This is a genomic window from Lysinibacillus sp. NPDC093190, assembly GCF_050280425.1.
In the GTDB taxonomy this organism is placed as follows: Bacteria; Bacillota; Bacilli; order Bacillales_A; family Planococcaceae; genus Lysinibacillus.
In genome coordinates, this window is record NZ_JBNNVG010000017.1 from 19,590 (window position 1) to 35,255 (window position 15,666).

General features: G+C 39.5%; 14 protein-coding genes and 1 other annotated feature. Of the genes, 2 read left to right on the forward strand and 12 right to left on the reverse strand.

Going from position 1 to position 15,666, the window contains the following annotated elements:
- Nucleotides 1–42 precede the first annotated feature (42 nt).
- The 7 genes from trxA to ACQKOF_RS14340 form a co-directional block, all read right to left on the reverse strand.
- On the reverse strand, nt 43–354 hold the full coding sequence (trxA, locus tag ACQKOF_RS14310) for a thioredoxin (protein WP_427558165.1): 312 nt from the start codon (nt 352–354) through the stop codon (nt 43–45).
- A gap of 124 nt (nt 355–478) precedes the next feature.
- Nucleotides 479–1,837: an amino acid permease gene (locus tag ACQKOF_RS14315; protein ID WP_427558168.1), complete on the reverse strand. Its 1,359-nt coding sequence runs from the start codon at nt 1,835–1,837 to the stop codon at nt 479–481.
- A 189-nt stretch (nt 1,838–2,026) separates the two neighbouring features.
- Nucleotides 2,027–2,260 (reverse strand) — a binding site (T-box leader).
- 140 nt (nt 2,261–2,400) lie between these two features.
- Nucleotides 2,401–3,378, reverse strand: a complete 978-nt coding sequence (locus tag ACQKOF_RS14320; RefSeq protein WP_427558171.1) for an electron transfer flavoprotein subunit alpha/FixB family protein — start codon at nt 3,376–3,378, stop codon at nt 2,401–2,403.
- A gap of 51 nt (nt 3,379–3,429) precedes the next feature.
- The gene (locus tag ACQKOF_RS14325; RefSeq protein WP_427558174.1) at nt 3,430–4,203 is read right to left on the reverse strand and encodes an electron transfer flavoprotein subunit beta/FixA family protein; all 774 of its coding nucleotides are present in this window, start codon (nt 4,201–4,203) and stop codon (nt 3,430–3,432) included.
- Nucleotides 4,204–4,320: 117 nt separating this feature from the next.
- On the reverse strand, nt 4,321–5,094 hold the full coding sequence (locus tag ACQKOF_RS14330) for an enoyl-CoA hydratase (protein ID WP_370041575.1): 774 nt from the start codon (nt 5,092–5,094) through the stop codon (nt 4,321–4,323).
- Between the two features lie 14 nt (nt 5,095–5,108).
- Nucleotides 5,109–5,690: a TetR/AcrR family transcriptional regulator gene (locus ACQKOF_RS14335; RefSeq protein ID WP_049667778.1), complete on the reverse strand. Its 582-nt coding sequence runs from the start codon at nt 5,688–5,690 to the stop codon at nt 5,109–5,111.
- A gap of 207 nt (nt 5,691–5,897) precedes the next feature.
- Complete coding sequence (locus ACQKOF_RS14340; RefSeq protein WP_427558177.1) at nt 5,898–7,589, reverse strand: AMP-binding protein; 1,692 nt, start codon at nt 7,587–7,589, stop codon at nt 5,898–5,900.
- A 353-nt stretch (nt 7,590–7,942) separates the two neighbouring features.
- On the opposite strand from ACQKOF_RS14340, the gene ACQKOF_RS14345 reads away from it, so the two are divergent.
- Nucleotides 7,943–9,115, forward strand: coding sequence for a hypothetical protein (locus ACQKOF_RS14345; protein ID WP_427558180.1), 1,173 nt, complete (start codon nt 7,943–7,945; stop codon nt 9,113–9,115).
- A gap of 33 nt (nt 9,116–9,148) precedes the next feature.
- On the opposite strand, the gene ACQKOF_RS14350 is transcribed toward ACQKOF_RS14345, so the two are convergent.
- Genes ACQKOF_RS14350 through zapA form a run of 5 tightly spaced genes read right to left on the reverse strand, consistent with a single transcriptional unit; the run spans nt 9,149 to nt 14,543 of the window.
- The gene (locus ACQKOF_RS14350) at nt 9,149–9,562 is read right to left on the reverse strand and encodes a DUF350 domain-containing protein (RefSeq protein ID WP_249072865.1); all 414 of its coding nucleotides are present in this window, start codon (nt 9,560–9,562) and stop codon (nt 9,149–9,151) included.
- Nucleotides 9,563–9,583: 21 nt separating this feature from the next.
- Nucleotides 9,584–11,950: an endonuclease MutS2 gene (locus ACQKOF_RS14355; protein WP_427558182.1), complete on the reverse strand. Its 2,367-nt coding sequence runs from the start codon at nt 11,948–11,950 to the stop codon at nt 9,584–9,586.
- Nucleotides 11,951–11,968: 18 nt separating this feature from the next.
- Complete coding sequence (polX, locus tag ACQKOF_RS14360; RefSeq protein WP_427558185.1) at nt 11,969–13,678, reverse strand: DNA polymerase/3'-5' exonuclease PolX; 1,710 nt, start codon at nt 13,676–13,678, stop codon at nt 11,969–11,971.
- A gap of 59 nt (nt 13,679–13,737) precedes the next feature.
- Nucleotides 13,738–14,277 carry a CvpA family protein gene (locus tag ACQKOF_RS14365; protein ID WP_370075579.1) on the reverse strand — a complete coding sequence of 180 codons (540 nt, stop codon included), beginning with the start codon at nt 14,275–14,277 and terminating at the stop codon, nt 13,738–13,740.
- Between the two features lie 5 nt (nt 14,278–14,282).
- Nucleotides 14,283–14,543, reverse strand: coding sequence for a cell division protein ZapA (gene zapA, locus ACQKOF_RS14370; RefSeq protein ID WP_427558187.1), 261 nt, complete (start codon nt 14,541–14,543; stop codon nt 14,283–14,285).
- Nucleotides 14,544–14,676: 133 nt separating this feature from the next.
- Between zapA and rnhC the strand changes: the two genes are divergently transcribed.
- Complete coding sequence (rnhC, locus tag ACQKOF_RS14375; protein WP_427558190.1) at nt 14,677–15,603, forward strand: ribonuclease HIII; 927 nt, start codon at nt 14,677–14,679, stop codon at nt 15,601–15,603.
- Nucleotides 15,604–15,666 lie beyond the last annotated feature (63 nt).

Below are 15,666 nucleotides of genomic sequence, written 5' to 3' on the forward strand. Positions count from 1 at the left end.
AAGCACATCTTATTGATGGCTTGACTCTTTTTTTCTTACAGATTAAGCATGTTTTGCGATAAATGCTTCTAACGCTTCTTTTGGTTGGAAACCAACAGTTTTATCTACTAATTCACCGTCTTTGAATAATAGTAATGATGGAATAGACATAATTTGGTATTGCGCTGCAGTACCTTGGTTGTTATCTACATCTACTTTTACAATTTTAGCCGCACTACCTGCAGCGACCATTTCTTCAAGAACTGGTCCAATCATTTTACAAGGTCCGCACCAAGCAGCCCAAAAGTCTACTAGTACTAACCCTTCTTTAATATCGTCTTGGAAAGTTGCATCTGTTGCATGTACAATTGCCATTTGAAATCCTCCTTAAACTTACTATGTTTGTAGTATAGCATGGATAAATTCTCTTGAGCGAACAATCTGCCTAGTATGCATAATTTATGAAAAACAAGGTCGAAAATGGCATTAAGTTGATTTGTTATTTAGCCTCATTTTCTTGAAAACGACCTTTAAAGACATACGTTAATGTAATAAAGAGATAAATAGCTAATGTAATACCTGTTACGATAATAGATGTTGTAAAAATAATACCAATTAGGATTGCACTTAACGCAATAATAGCTATCCAAGTTGTATACGGGAACCATTTTACTGCATAGGTACTTGTTTTTTCCGGCTGTTTTTTACGCGATTTCAAATGCGCAATCGCAATAATTAGCCAAATAAATAACACGGTATATCCAAGTGAACCCATTAGGAAATCAAAAGTTTTGCTTCCCGCAAATAAAGAAAATATTACGGCCATATATAAAGCTAACGTACACATTAATATGGCATATACAGGAACTTTTCTTTTTGATAAATGGGCAAAGATTTTAGGAACACGCCCGTCTACAGCTTGTGTATACAGAACACGTGATGAACCATAAAGTCCCGAGTTCATTGATGAGATAATTGCAAGTAAAACAACAGCGTTCATAATATGGTCAGCACCAGGAATCCCAATCATTTTAAAGACCATCACAAACGGACTTTCTGGCACCCCGTTTACTTCATTCCAAGGAATCAAGCTAACGATAATAAAGAAAGGAATTAAATAAAAAGTCACAATACGTACTAATGTACTGCGAACAGCTTTAGGAACTACTTTCTCAGGATTTTTCGTTTCAGCTAATGTAATACCAATAATTTCAGTACCACCATAAGAATAAATAACTACAAGCATTGCAGCAATCAATCCCATCGATCCATTCGGGAAGAAACCGCCATGCTCCGTTAAATTAGAAAAACCAACAGCTGTATGATTACCAAAAGTAACAAGCAATAAAATTAATCCCGCTATGATGAACACCACAATAACGGTAATTTTTATTAACGCCAGCCAATATTCAGTTTCCGCAAACACTTTCACTGATAACAAGTTAATGGCTGTAACTAACACCGAAACAGATAATGCAAGTATCCAAATTGGGTAATCCGGCAACCAATATTGAATAAAAATTGCCGCAACTACAGCTTCCGCTGCAATATTTAACACCCACATTTTCCAATAGATCCAATCTAGAAAATAAGCTGGATACTTTCCTAAAACGGCTTGCACTAAATCTCTAAATGTTCTCGCTTCGCTATTGCGGACTGCCATTTCTGCTAAACCTTGCATAACAAATAGCAGAATAATCCCACCAATTAAGTACGCAATAAGTACTGATGGCCCTGCCATATCAATGGCAGTACTGCTTCCTTTAAACAACCCTGCACCAATGGCACCACCTAAAGCCATCATCGTAATATGCCGTGAGGTCATCGTTCTCTTTAATTTCTGATTGTCATTTTCCATTTCCTTACCTCCTAAAATCAACAAATGCGCTAAAGCGCTCGTTTACATCCGAAAAGCGCTAGAGAGCCCGAAGCAAAAGTAAGTGCTCCTCCACTTTTGCCCGAGGGATCGAACGACCTCGAGGATGTAGCGCTTGAGCCTAGCAAAAGCAAAAAAGGCATATCATCTGTTCCTTCATTATCAAATGAAAGAAGAGACGATATGCCATAAGCAAACCGCGGTACCACTCTAATTGGTTCTTTAAGAACCCTGCTTAAAAACCTAATAACGAAGGTTAACCGTCCAACAAATAGAATATTCTGCAAATTCCATTTATCTTACCGCTCCTAGGCAAGTTCAAAGTCTTATTGGACTGCGTTGCACCAACCCGCAGCTCTCTTCACCAAATAATGAGCTTTTACTACTCCTAATCTTTGCGTTTCAAAACATTATTGAAAAGTTAAATTAATATTCATCACTATACGTTCTAAAATTAATTATGTCAACATTTTATTTTGCAATAACTTTAAAATTCAACAAAAAAAGCAGGAAAGATAAATCCTCCCTGCGACAAATATCATTAATTAGGCATTCACTTTTAACGCTTTAAATTCTTCGATTAGAAGAGGCACTACCTCAAATAAATCACCTACGATACCGTAGTCCGCAACTTTGAAAATATTTGCTTCTGGATCTTTATTAATCGCAACGATTACTTTTGAGTTTGACATACCAGCTAAGTGTTGAATTGCTCCAGAAATACCTGCTGCGATGTAAAGGTCTGGTGTTACTACCTTACCTGTTTGACCGATTTGAAGTGAGTAGTCACAATATTCAGCATCACATGCACCACGTGAAGCACCAACTGCTCCACCAAGTAAATCCGCTAGCTCTTTTAATGGTTCAAAGCCTTCCTCAGATTTCACGCCACGACCACCTGCTACAACTACTTTTGCCTCTGAAAGATCGACACCCTCTGAAGATTTACGTACAACCTCTTTAATGATTGTACGAAGGTTTGTAATATCAACAGCAATAGAAGTGATGTCACCTGATTTACCGGCTACTTTTTCTAATGGTGCAATATTATTCGGACGAACTGAGGCTAAAACCAAACCGTCTTTTACTTTAACTTTTTCAAAAGCCTTACCTGAGTAAATTGGACGGATGAATACAACATCATCGCCAGCACCTTCAATAGACGTTACATCAGATACAAGACCTGCTTGTAACTTACTTGCAATTTTTGGTGATAAATCTTTACCGTTTGCAGTATGACCAAATACGATACCAGTTGGTTTTTCTTCCTCAATTACTGCTAATAAAGCTTGACCATAGCCATCTGACGTATATTGTTTTAAATGTGGATGCTCCACCGTTACAACACGATCAGCACCATATTCAAATAATGGGCCTGTTAAGTTTGCTACGGCATCCCCTAAAAGAACACCAACAACCTCACCACCATCTGCGATTTGCTTTGCAGCTGCAATTGCTTCGAAAGAAACATTACGTAAGCTTCCTTCACGAACTTCACCTAATACTAATACTTTTTTTGTCATAGTATATTCCCTCCATTACCCTTTAAGATTCGATTTGTGTCATCAGATGACTTAGACTACTTTCGCCTCTGTATGAAGTAGGTTTACTAGCTCTTTTACTTGAGCAGAAAGTTCGCCTTCAAGAACACGCCCTGCTGCCTTTTGAGCTGGTAAGAAAATATCAACTGTTTCTACCTTAACCTCTACATCATCTTCATCGATATCTAGATCATCTAACTCAAGTTCTGCAAGCGGTTTCTTCTTCGCTTTCATGATACCTGGTAAAGATGGATAACGTGGCTCGTTTAAACCTTGCTGAGCTGTTACTAAAAGTGGTAAAGATGTCTCGATAACTTCTGAGTCACCTTCAATATCGCGTACAATTTTTGCAGATGTGCCGTCAATTTCAAGTTTTGTAATTGTTGTTACATAGTTAATACCTAGTAAATCTGCAACACGAGGTCCTACTTGACCAGAGCCTCCGTCAATTGCAACGTTTCCTGTTAAAATTAAATCAGCGTCTTTATCTTTTAAATATTCAGCTAAAATAAATGCTGCTGCATTTTGATCCAATTCATCTAGATCGTCTTCTGTATTAATAAGAACCGCTTCATCTGCTCCCATTGCAAGAGCTGTGCGTAATTGCTTCTCTGTATCTTCGCCACCAATTGAAACAACTGTTACTTTACCACCAGCAGCGTCACGTACTTGGATTGCCTCTTCAATGGCATATTCATCGTAAGGATTGATGATGAACTCTGCGCCATCCTCTTGGATTTTACCACCCGACACAACAATTTTTTCTTCTGTATCAAACGTACGTTTAATTAATGCAAAAATATTCATATATCCATACCTCCTGCAACGTTTTTTATTTCTAAGTAAACTTATAAATATTATATATTTTCAGTGTCGATAACGTCGATAACACTTTTTCAAGTCGCTATCGACACTGATGGAATATTATTTACCAGTAAACACAGGCTCACGTTTTTCAATAAATGCTTGAATTCCCTCTTTTGCATCTTCCGAAACGAATACTGTGCCAAAGGATTGTGCTTCTGCCTCAATACCTTCATAGAATGAAGCATGCTTAGCATATTGCAATGTTTGAATAGCTGCTTTTAAAGCAACCGGGCTCTTCTTCGCAATTTTCTTCGCTACCTTTAGCGTTTCTTCCAATAATGCTTCATCTGTAAATGCACGATTCGCTAAACCCCATTGTACAGCTTCTGTACCAGAAATCGGCTCACTTGTAAACATCATTTCTGCAGCTTTTGCAACCCCTACATATCGTGGTAGACGTTGTGTACCTCCGAAACCTGGAATAAGACCTAATTGTAATTCAGGTAGTCCTAATTTCGCAGATTCTGTTACAAAGCGCAGATGACAGCTCATCGCTAGTTCAAGGCCCCCACCTAATGCAGCACCATGAATTGCAGCAATAATAGGTTTAGAGAACGATTCAACTCGCTCAAAAACTTGTTGACCATTGTTTGCTAGTTTTGAAAATTCATCACCAGATGTAACCTCTGTAAATTCTTTAATGTCTGCACCAGCTGAGAAGAAACGACCTTCACCATGAAGTACGAGGACACGTACTGTGTCATCATTTTCTACGGCATCTAGCACAGCATTTACTTCGGCAATGATTCCACGAGATAATGCGTTTGCTGGCGGGCGTGCAATTGTAATAATCGCTACTCCATCCTCTGCTTTCCAACTTAGAAATTCCATTTCTCCACATCCTTTTAAGCTTTAATGCCGTTCAGGATTAACGCCTGAACTTTTGGTACCTGTTCTATCAAATCATATCGATATTCATTCATGACCCACGACGTAATGGTTTCGTCAATTGTTCCAAATACCATTTGACGTGCCAAGCGTACATCCATCGTTTGATTGAACTCACCTGATAGCATACCTTCAATTAAAATTTGATCAAGTAATTGTAAATACTCTCTTAACACCGAATTGATCTTCAGTCGTAAATCTTTGTTCGATTGTCGTAGTTCTAATTGTGTGACGGTTGCTAGGTATCGATCTGTCGCTAGAACATTAAAATGATTTTCTATCATTCGTGAAAGTTTGTCCTTAGACGTACTTCCATTTTCTATTATATCTTGTAATGACTCCACAAAAACAGCCATTTTTTCATTAAAGACAGAAATTAATATATCTTCTTTATTTTTAAAATATAAATAGATTGTTCCATCGGCCACCCCTGCCTGTTTAGCAATCTTCGATACCTGTGCTTGGTGATACCCATTTTCTGCAATAACGATGACAGCTGCATCAATAATTTGCTTATATTTTGGCTTATCACGTTTCACTTTTATATCACCACCTAAAAAAACTTGCACACGTCTAAATTCATGCTCAATACATGATGTCATCCTTGAATGGCCAGCCATCTCAAACTGATATATTGTTAAGGATATGACGTGGTAACCTAAAAAAATATGAAAATATGAATGGTCATTCATTCATATTTTCATATTATAATTTACATCTTTGCTTGTCAATACTTTATCACGTATTTATTTTGCTTCTTTATTCACCAATTTTGTTTTTTCTTCATCAACTAATGCTCGACGCAAAATTTTTCCAACAGCTGTTTTCGGTAGTTCATCTCTAAACTCATAATAGCGGGGAACTTTGAAAGCGGCCAAGTTTTGACGGCAATATTTATTTAATTCGTCTTCTGTAATCGAATATCCTTCTTTTAAAACAATATAAGCTTTTACTGTTTCTCCTCGATACGGATCTGGTATGCCCGCAACTACACATTCTTGGATTTCCTCGCGCTCATATAGTACTTCCTCTACCTCACGAGGGTAAATATTAAAACCACCTGCAATAATAATATCTTTTTTACGGTCAACTACATAGAAATAGCCTTCCTCGTCCATATAGCCAAGATCGCCTGTTAAAAACCAGCCATCTACGAATGCTGCTGCTGTATCCTCAGGGCGATTCCAATAGCCTTTCATAATCTGTGGGCCCTTTACAGCTATTTCACCAACCTCACCGACCGGAAGCGCCTCAGCATCCCCTGTACGTAAAATTATTGAATCCGTATTTGGCCAAGGTAAACCAATCGAGCCCATGACACGCTTACCCCAAATAGGTGTTGAATGTGTGACAGGAGAAGTTTCTGTTAATCCATATCCTTCTACAAGTTTTCCACCTGTTACCGCTTCAAATTTCTCCTGCACCTCTACTGGCAATGAAGCGGATCCACTTATGCATGCTTTGATGGACGATAAGTCGTACTTTGCAATATCCGGGTGATTTAATAAACCAATATATAAAGTCGGTGCACCTGGGAATAGTGTTGGTTTTTGCTTATCAATCGTTTTCAACGCTGTCTCTGCATCGAACTTTGGTAATAACACCATTTTATTTTGCATGAATACGGATAATAAGATAACTGCCGTCATACCATAAACATGGAAGAATGGCAGTATCCCCATAATGGTTTCCTCACCATGTACACATTTATACATCCATGCATCACACATTGTTGTATTCGCAATTAAGTTTTTATGGGTCAGCATCACACCCTTAGGGAAGCCAGTCGTTCCACCTGTATATTGAAGCAGTGCTATGTCCTCTTCAAAATCAAATGGAATATCAATCGTTTTGATGGGCGCAGAGCGCATAATTTCTGTAAATAAATGATTTTGACCACTATGTTCAACCTTTACGCTAAAACCATACTGCTTTTTTTGAATATAGGGATAAACTAAATTTTTGGGAAATGGTAAATAATCTTTAATAGCTGTGACAATTACATTTTCAAGTGCAGTTTCTTTTATGACTTTCATAACACGTGGATACAAAATATCCATCAATAAAATAACTTTCGCACCTGAATCAGCCATTTGATATTGAAGTTCACGCTCAGTATAAAGTGGATTTGTTTGTACAACAATCGCTCCAGCATACATTGCCCCGTAGTAAGCGATTACACTTTGTGGTGAGTTTGGCAGCATAATCGCTACTCGATCTCCCTTTTCCACCCCAAGGGCTTGTAAATAGTTTGCGAACTTTAGCGCTGACTCATATAGCTCGGTGTACGTCAAATCCTTTCCCATAAAATGAATCGCAACTTTGGATGGATTCTTTTTATAGGCGCGTGTCAAAAACTCTTGCACAGGAATTTCCTCAAACGTTAAAGACGATGGTATTTCTTCAGGATAATTTTTTAGCCATGGTTTTGTTGTCATACGTCCTCTCCCCTTTGTCCCAAACTTTGTAAACTCTTATTTTAATTATAATGAAAAAGAAATACTCTTTCAAACACAAAATAGAAAATAAATGCATTTACGATTAATTATTATGCATTTCACAACATTTATATAACTGTATTTCTTAGAGTTTGGATCGACGCGCCTTATGAATACTAATTCATTCTTTCTTTTTTTATGTACAGGACTGCGTTAATATTTCTATATTCAAAAAATAATTTTTAATGCTAACTTTTTAGATAGATGAAGGAATATTAATAGGTTTTAGTAGTATTTTATGATGGGGTTGATGTTAGGATGGTGGAACTTATGATTTTTTATCAGGTTACGCTTTGATTTTTTCCGTCGCTTTAGTTTTTCTTTCTGTCGTTTCAGCTCTTCTTTCCGTCGCTTCGACTTTTCTTTCCGTCGCTTCAGCTCTTCTTTCCGTCGCTTCGGCTTTTCTTTCTGTCGCTTCGGCTTTTCTTTCCGTCGCCCTGGCTTCTTTCCGTCGCTTCAGCTCTTCTTTCCGTTGCTTCGACTTTTCTTTCCGTCGCTTCGGCTCTTCTTTCCGTCGCTTCAGCTCTTCTTTCCGTCGCTTCAGCTCTTCTTTCCGTCGCCCTGGCTTCTTTCCGTCGCTTCAGCTCTTCTTTCCGTCGCCCTGGCTTCTTTCCGTCGCTTCGACTTTTCTTTCCGTCGCTTCGGCTCTTCTTTCCGTCGTTTCAGCTCTTCTTTCCGTCGCCCTGGCTTCTTTCCGTCACTTCGGCTCTTCTTTCCGTCGCTTCGGCTTTTCTTTCCGTCGCTTCGGCTCTTCTTTCCGTCGCCCTGGCTTCTTTCCGTTGCTTCGACTTTTCTTTCCGTCGCTTCGGCTCTTCTTTCCGTCGCTTTGGCTCTTCTTTCCGTCGCTTCGGCTTTTCTTTCCGTCGCCCTGGCTTCTTTCCGTCGCTTCGGCTTTTCTTTCCGTCGCTTCGGCTCTTCTTTCCGTCGCCCTGGCTTCTTTCCATCGCTTCGACTTTTCTTTCCGTCGTTTCAGCTCTTCTTTCCGTCGTCCTGGCTTCTTTCCGTCACTTCGGCTCTTCTTTCCGTCGCTTCGGCTCTTCTTTCCGTCGCCCTGGCTTCTTTCCGTCGCTTCGACTTTTCTTTCCGTCGTTTCAGCTCTTCTTTCCGTCGTCCTGGCTTCTTTCCGTCGCTTCGGCTTTTCTTTCCGTCGCCCTGGCTTCTTTCCGTCGCTTCGGCTTTTCTTTCCGTCGCCCTGGCTTCTTTCCGTCGCTTCGGCTCTTCTTTCCGTCGCTTCGGCTCTTCTTTCCGTCGCCCTGGCTTCTTTCTGTCGCTTTGGCTTTTCTTTCCGTCACCCCGGCTTCTTTCCGCCGCCCTGGCTTTTTTCCGTCACTTTACCTTTTCTATCCTTCTTCTCTTTACCCCTTAATATAAAAAACGCACCCTCACAAAAGGATGCGTTTCTAAGTTTAAACGGTCATCATATAATAGACACCGACTGCCAAAAATGCGATGCAGACAACGATTAGTATTTTCGCTAATTTTTCCATGTCATTACACTCCTATGCAATACTTGCCCCAATAACAAACGATAGACCGACTGAAATAGTGAAGGATATGAAGCCGACTGAGCGGTTATCATTTGCGATTTCCTGATCGACATTAAAACGTGGTGTCATAAATTCAAATAAGAAATACGCCACAATTAGTAATGTAAAACCAAAAAGGCCCCAGCCAATCATTTCGCTTAAAGTGCTATGGCGCGCGATGGAAAAGCGAAAAATATTACAGATTCCTAGTATTTTCCCGCCTGTTGCGAGTGCCACAGCGATATTACCATTTTTAATTTCTTCCCAGTTTTTATATTTCGTTACGACTTCGAACAATGCCATCGAGACGACTAAACATAACACAACAACGCTAAAATATCCTGCCGTTTCGATAATTGGATATCGCCAAAAGCTAGAATTCAGCATTTTCTCCGTCCCCTTTACTGCTTATTTCAATTCCACAACCGTGACGCCTAAGCCACCCTCGCCGGCTTCACCAAAACGGAATGATTTTACACGCTTATGTTTTTTCAAATAGGTTTGAATTCCTTGACGTAATGCGCCTGTACCGACACCATGAATAATTGATACACGCCCATAGTTGGCAAGCAAGGCATCATCAATATATTTCTCCGTACGTATAATGGCATCTTCGTATCGCTCGCCGCGTAAATCTAACTCTAATTTTACATGGCTATTGCGATTTTGCACACCAGCAATACGTTGCACAGGTTCTTTTTCTGGTTTAATGTACTCCAGATCACTATCCGAGATTTTCATTTTCAAAATACCCATTTGGACAACCCATTCGGAATTCGATACTTTTTCGAGCAATGTACCCCGCTGTCCATAGCTTAACACCTTTACCTCGTCTCCGACAACTAAGTTTTGTGCACGGGCCTTTACTTGTGCCGCTTTTTTCAGCACTTTATTGTTTTCAAGCGGTGTAGCTTCTTCCAGTCGTTTACGAGCTTCGATAAGCTCATGCTCCTTGACAACTTGGTCTGCATTTTTGCGCATTTCTCGAAGCTCCGCAATAATTGTTTCTGCTTCTCTTTTTGCTTCATCAACAATTTTACGAGCCTTTTCTTTCGCTTTTTTATCGAGTGCTTCTTTGCGTTCCTCGTAAGCTTGTAGTTTTCCTTGTAACTCTTTACGAAGTTCTTCAGACTCCAATAGTAATTCATGAGAGCGTTCTGCATCATCTTCGGATTGGCGACGAGTCTCTTCTAGTGATGCAATCATTGACTCTACCTCATGGCGATCTGTACCTGTAAAGCTTTTCGCACGGTCAATAATCGATTCTGGTAAGCCAAGGCGGCTTGAAATTTCAAATGCATTGGAGCGGCCAGGTACACCGATAAGCAGACGATATGTTGGACTCAATGTCTCAATATCAAACTCTACACTTGCATTGGCAACTCCTGGACGATTATAGCCGTATGCTTTTAGCTCAGGATAGTGCGTCGTTGCCATAACGCGGGCGCCACGATCATGTACTTCATCTAAAATGGAGATGGCCAGAGCCGCCCCTTCCTGAGGATCTGTCCCAGCACCTAATTCATCAAATAAAACGAGTGACTCGTCATCAAACTTTTGTAAAATATCTACTATGTTGACCATATGAGAGGAGAACGTCGACAGTGATTGCTCAATTGACTGTTCATCCCCAATATCCGCAAAAAGCTGCTTAAAAACAGCAAGCTCTGAACCATCAAGTGCAGGCACCGGTAACCCCGCCTGTGCCATTAAAGTACACAGTCCAACCGTTTTTAAAGTGACAGTTTTACCACCAGTGTTTGGTCCTGTAATAACAATCGCCGTAATGTCTTTCCCAAATTCAATATCGTTAGGAACCGCCGTTTCAATTGGTAAAAGTGGATGACGTGCACGCACAAGTCGAATATAGCCTTCGTTATTCATTTTAGGCATTGTACATTTGTTCGCTTGACCGTATTTGCCTTTAGCTAAAATGACGTCAATCTCACCTAGTACTTTTACTAAGTAAAATAAATCAGGAGCTACTTCCTCAACCATTGCACTTAAGGCAAGTAAGATACGTTCAATTTCAGCTTGCTCTTTCATTTTTAATCGATGAATTTCATTATTTGCTTGTACAATCGAATCTGGCTCGATAAATAATGTTTGGCCAGAAGATGATTGGTCATGCACAATTCCACCATAATGATGACGATACTCTTGCTTAACGGGAATAACAAAGCGATCATTACGAATCGTTACAAGTGTATCTGAGAGCATTTTTGAAGCATTGCTCCCACGTATAAGGCTTTCTAGCTTAGAACGTACTTTAGCCTCCTCTGCGCGTAAAGATTGGCGAATTGAACGCAAAGTTTGGCTTGCAGAGTCTAGCACTGAACCATTGTCATCAATACAGTTATTAATTTCATGCTGCAAGCCTGTCAAAACAGGCATTGCCTCCTTTTTGGCGATGAAATGAGGAATCTCAATCACTTCTTCAGATTCTATATCTTCAATAAAATTGCGAAGAATTCTACTCGCTCGAATTGTACTTGAAACTTCCATTAATTCCATTGCTGAAAGCATGCCACCGATTTGTGCACGCCTTGCAGCTGGTCGTACATCAAAAATCCCACCCATCGGTACATTGCCTTTTACACGTAAAATGGATAGTCCTTCATCCATTTCTTCTAATAATTGTACAACTTTTTCATAGTCTGTCTGTGGTACAAGCTCATCAACCGCTGATTTGCCGATTGAAGAAGTACAGTATGTAGCCACTTGCTGACGTACTTTATCATATTCTAGTGTTTTCAATGCGCGTTCTGCGATCACTGAGAACACCTCCTCAACCTATTTATTTCGTCGAATAAACGCTTCAAACTGTTCTCGCGTCCATGTATTCACAATCATATCCTTTTTCAACCATGCTCTGTTTGCGTAGCGCACCCCAATATCCATAAAGCGTAAATGAGCAATATCATGGGCATCCGTATTTATTGCTACGGGCACACCAGCTGCCAAAGCCATTTCTAAATGCTCAACACATAAATCAAGACGATATGGATTCGCATTTAACTCTAAAATTTTACCATATTCCTTTGCCCACGAAATTAATTGCCCCATATCAGGATTATAGCCATTACGGTCCTCAATAATGCGACCAGTTGGATGTGCAATCATATGAACGTACGAATTTTGCATCGCCGTCAGTAAACGTGCCATAATTTTGTCCTGCGATTGTGTAAAGCTAGAGTGAATAGAGGCAATTATGAAATCTAATTCTCTTAGCACATCATCTTCAAAATCTAGGGAACCATCCGGCAAAATATCCATTTCTGTCCCCGCATATAAATGGAAATCTGGATGTGCTTCATTAAATGTCTCAATTTCAGCACGTTGCTTTGTTAAGCGCTCCGGCGTTAGACCATTCGCTACTTTTAAAAATTGTGAATGGTCCGTAATAACGCTATACTGATAGCCTCGCGCTATCAATGCCTTGCCCATTTCAGCTACAGAGTATGCACCATCAGACCAAGTCGTATGCATATGCAAATCTGCTTTAATATCTTCTATTTTCACTAGACTTTTAATGTCATCTGTTTTGTCAAATTCCGTTGTTCCTGTACGCAAACTCGGCGGGATAAATGGTAAATCAAAATGCGCAAAAAATTCTTCTTCATCCTTAAACGTTAATACGGTGCCATCAGCCTGCTCTACACCATATTCACTAATTTTTTCACCACGGGCTTTAGCAATTTGACGCATGCGTACATTGTGATCTTTTGAGCCTGTGAAATGATGCAAGGCCGTTGCATATTCAACATCTCTTACTAATCGGAAATCTACACTTACAGGCTCATCTAGATCTAAAATAACTGAAATTTTTGTATCACCAGCTGCTACGACTTCTTGTACAGAAAGCTCATTCAGTAGCTTTTCACGTACAGTTTCAACTGCTTCGGTTACAACAATAAAATCAATATCTTTACTTGTTTCAGCTGCACGACGGAAGCTTCCAGCAACAGAAAAACGTTCCACTTCTTCCATACTACCTAGAAGAGCTTCAATTTGTAAAACAACTGGCTCCAGCTGCCAAATCGGCAAACGTTCTGATCGATTTGCTAAATTTGCAAGTTCCTTTAAAATTTTCTCTTCAGTTTTTGCTGCAAAGCCTGCTAGCTCACGAACTTTACCTTCCTCACAAGAAGTCTTTAAACTTTCCGCACAATCAATCCCTAACTCTTGATGAAGCTTTGCAATTTTTTTACCACCTAAGCCTGGAAGTTTTAATAGCGGGAGCAAACCTTTTGGTACAATTTCTTCTAACTCTTTTAATAAGCTTGATTCACCATTTGTCATTAAATCCTCAATAACAGCAGCTGTACCTTTACCTATACCCTTAAGCTTTGTGACATCCTCCATCTCACTTAATGAGCGTTCGTCCCCCTCAAGTGCGGCTGCTGCTTTTCGAAAGGCAGACACTTTGAATGGATTTTCCCCTTGTAATTCCATATACAATGCAATTTTTTCAAATGTGCGAATAATTGTTTTTTTGTTCATTGGGAATTCCTCCTATCGTAAAAACACTTCCCTCAAAACCGAGAGAAGTGCACAGTTTGCTATTGCATATAAATATACCACCAATTTTGGAACATACTTGTAATAATTGGGGTGTGTTCCAAAATGAGACCACTTAACAACGACTTCGACATTAAACTTTGAATAGAAGCAACTGGCAATAAAGCAAGAATGTACAGCAAAATAAACATAATTAAATAGTTTTCAATCATGCCAAACAATGCTCCAAGCCAGCGATTCACTGTACCTAACACAGGTAAATACGCTATAAAATCAAAAATCGATGCCACAATTTGCATTGTAATTTTCACCGCAAAGAAAATAACTGCAAATGCAATGACACGGTAAAAAGTGCGGTCTAAATCCAGGCTATCAATAACTACTCCAAGACTACCTGAATCCGTTACACCTGGATACGGAACCCAAAACACAAATTTTTGTGCTAATGGTTTATAATAGATATACGCAACTATTAGGGCAACTATAAAGCTAACGATATGCATCATCTGAACAATGAAACCACGTTTTGCACCAACGATGAGCCCGGCTAATAGCACCGCTAATATGATTAAATCTAACATTCACTTCAACCCTTTAATTTTTTCAATTCTTCTTCTAATTGTTCCATTTGTTCTTTTAATAGTAAATAATCGTGAACGGTATTTACTGCTGTAAGAACGGCAAGCTTTGTGCTATCAAGAGAGGGATTATGTACATTCATTTCGCGCATACGGTCATCAACAATCGAAGCGACAAGTCGCATATGTCCCATGGATTCAGTGCCGACCATTTTATATGTATGACCGTAGATTTCCACAGAAATTTTATTCTTTTCTTGATTTTCCATAGTCGCACCCTCCTTTAAAATTTTTGTACTCACGAATTTTTTTATTGTAAGCAGCTTACACAAAAAAGCTATTTATTATCATACCATGAAAGGTATAAAATTGTGAACAACGAGGACAGAAAGGAACGAGTAAATGTCAAATATTGTACTTTCCATATCAACAAACAAACAAAAAGAGGTGATGTCTTACTATGCAAACCACTTTGTAGAACGTAAAGCTCCTGGTGTAATCTTTGCCGCAAAGCTTCCAGATACAGCAATTACGATGTACAAATCAGGTAAATTAATGTTCCAAGGGGGTGGAGCGGAGCGAGAAGCTGCACGCTGGGGAAACGTAGAAGTTACAAATACACAAAAATCATCGTCGATAGGAGCAAAGGGCGACGTTCTGCCAGAAGGTTTTACTACGATGTCGGTGCTAGGCTCAGATGAAACGGGTACTGGTGATTATTTCGGTCCAATAACAGTTGCAGCGGTATACGTACCTTCATCAAAAATTGCGCTTATAAACGAACTTGGTGTCAAGGATTCAAAGATGCTAACGGATGATTACATGCGTAAAATAGCGCCAGATTTACGTGCAGCTTGCGTCCATAGTGTGCTTGTACTACGCAACGAAAAATATAACGAATTACAAGCACGAGGCTACTCTCAAGGTAAGATGAAAGCTATGATGCACAATAGAGCACTTAAAAATGCATTGTCAAAAATGGTACCCGAAAAACCAGAGCATATATTGATAGATCAGTTTGCGGAACGTGGTGTGTATTACAATTACTTAAAAAATGAACGGGAAATCGTTCGAGATGATGTGCTATTTTCTACGAAGGCCGAGCAATTACATGTTTCAGTAGCAACTGCATCGATATTAGCTCGTGCGGCATTTTTAAAAGAAATGGACCGACTGAGTGAGATTGCTGGGATAGTGTTGTTGAAAGGGGCTTCAGCGAAAGTAGATGCGTTAGCAGCACGCATTTGGCGAAAACAAGGTGAGGAATTTTTACGTTCCATTACGAAATGGCATTTTGCGAATACTGAGAAAGCTAAAAAGATGAAATAAAATTGGTCTTCTAGACAATAAAAAAATTTCGCTATACTCCAGCAGATTACAAGTTATACAACT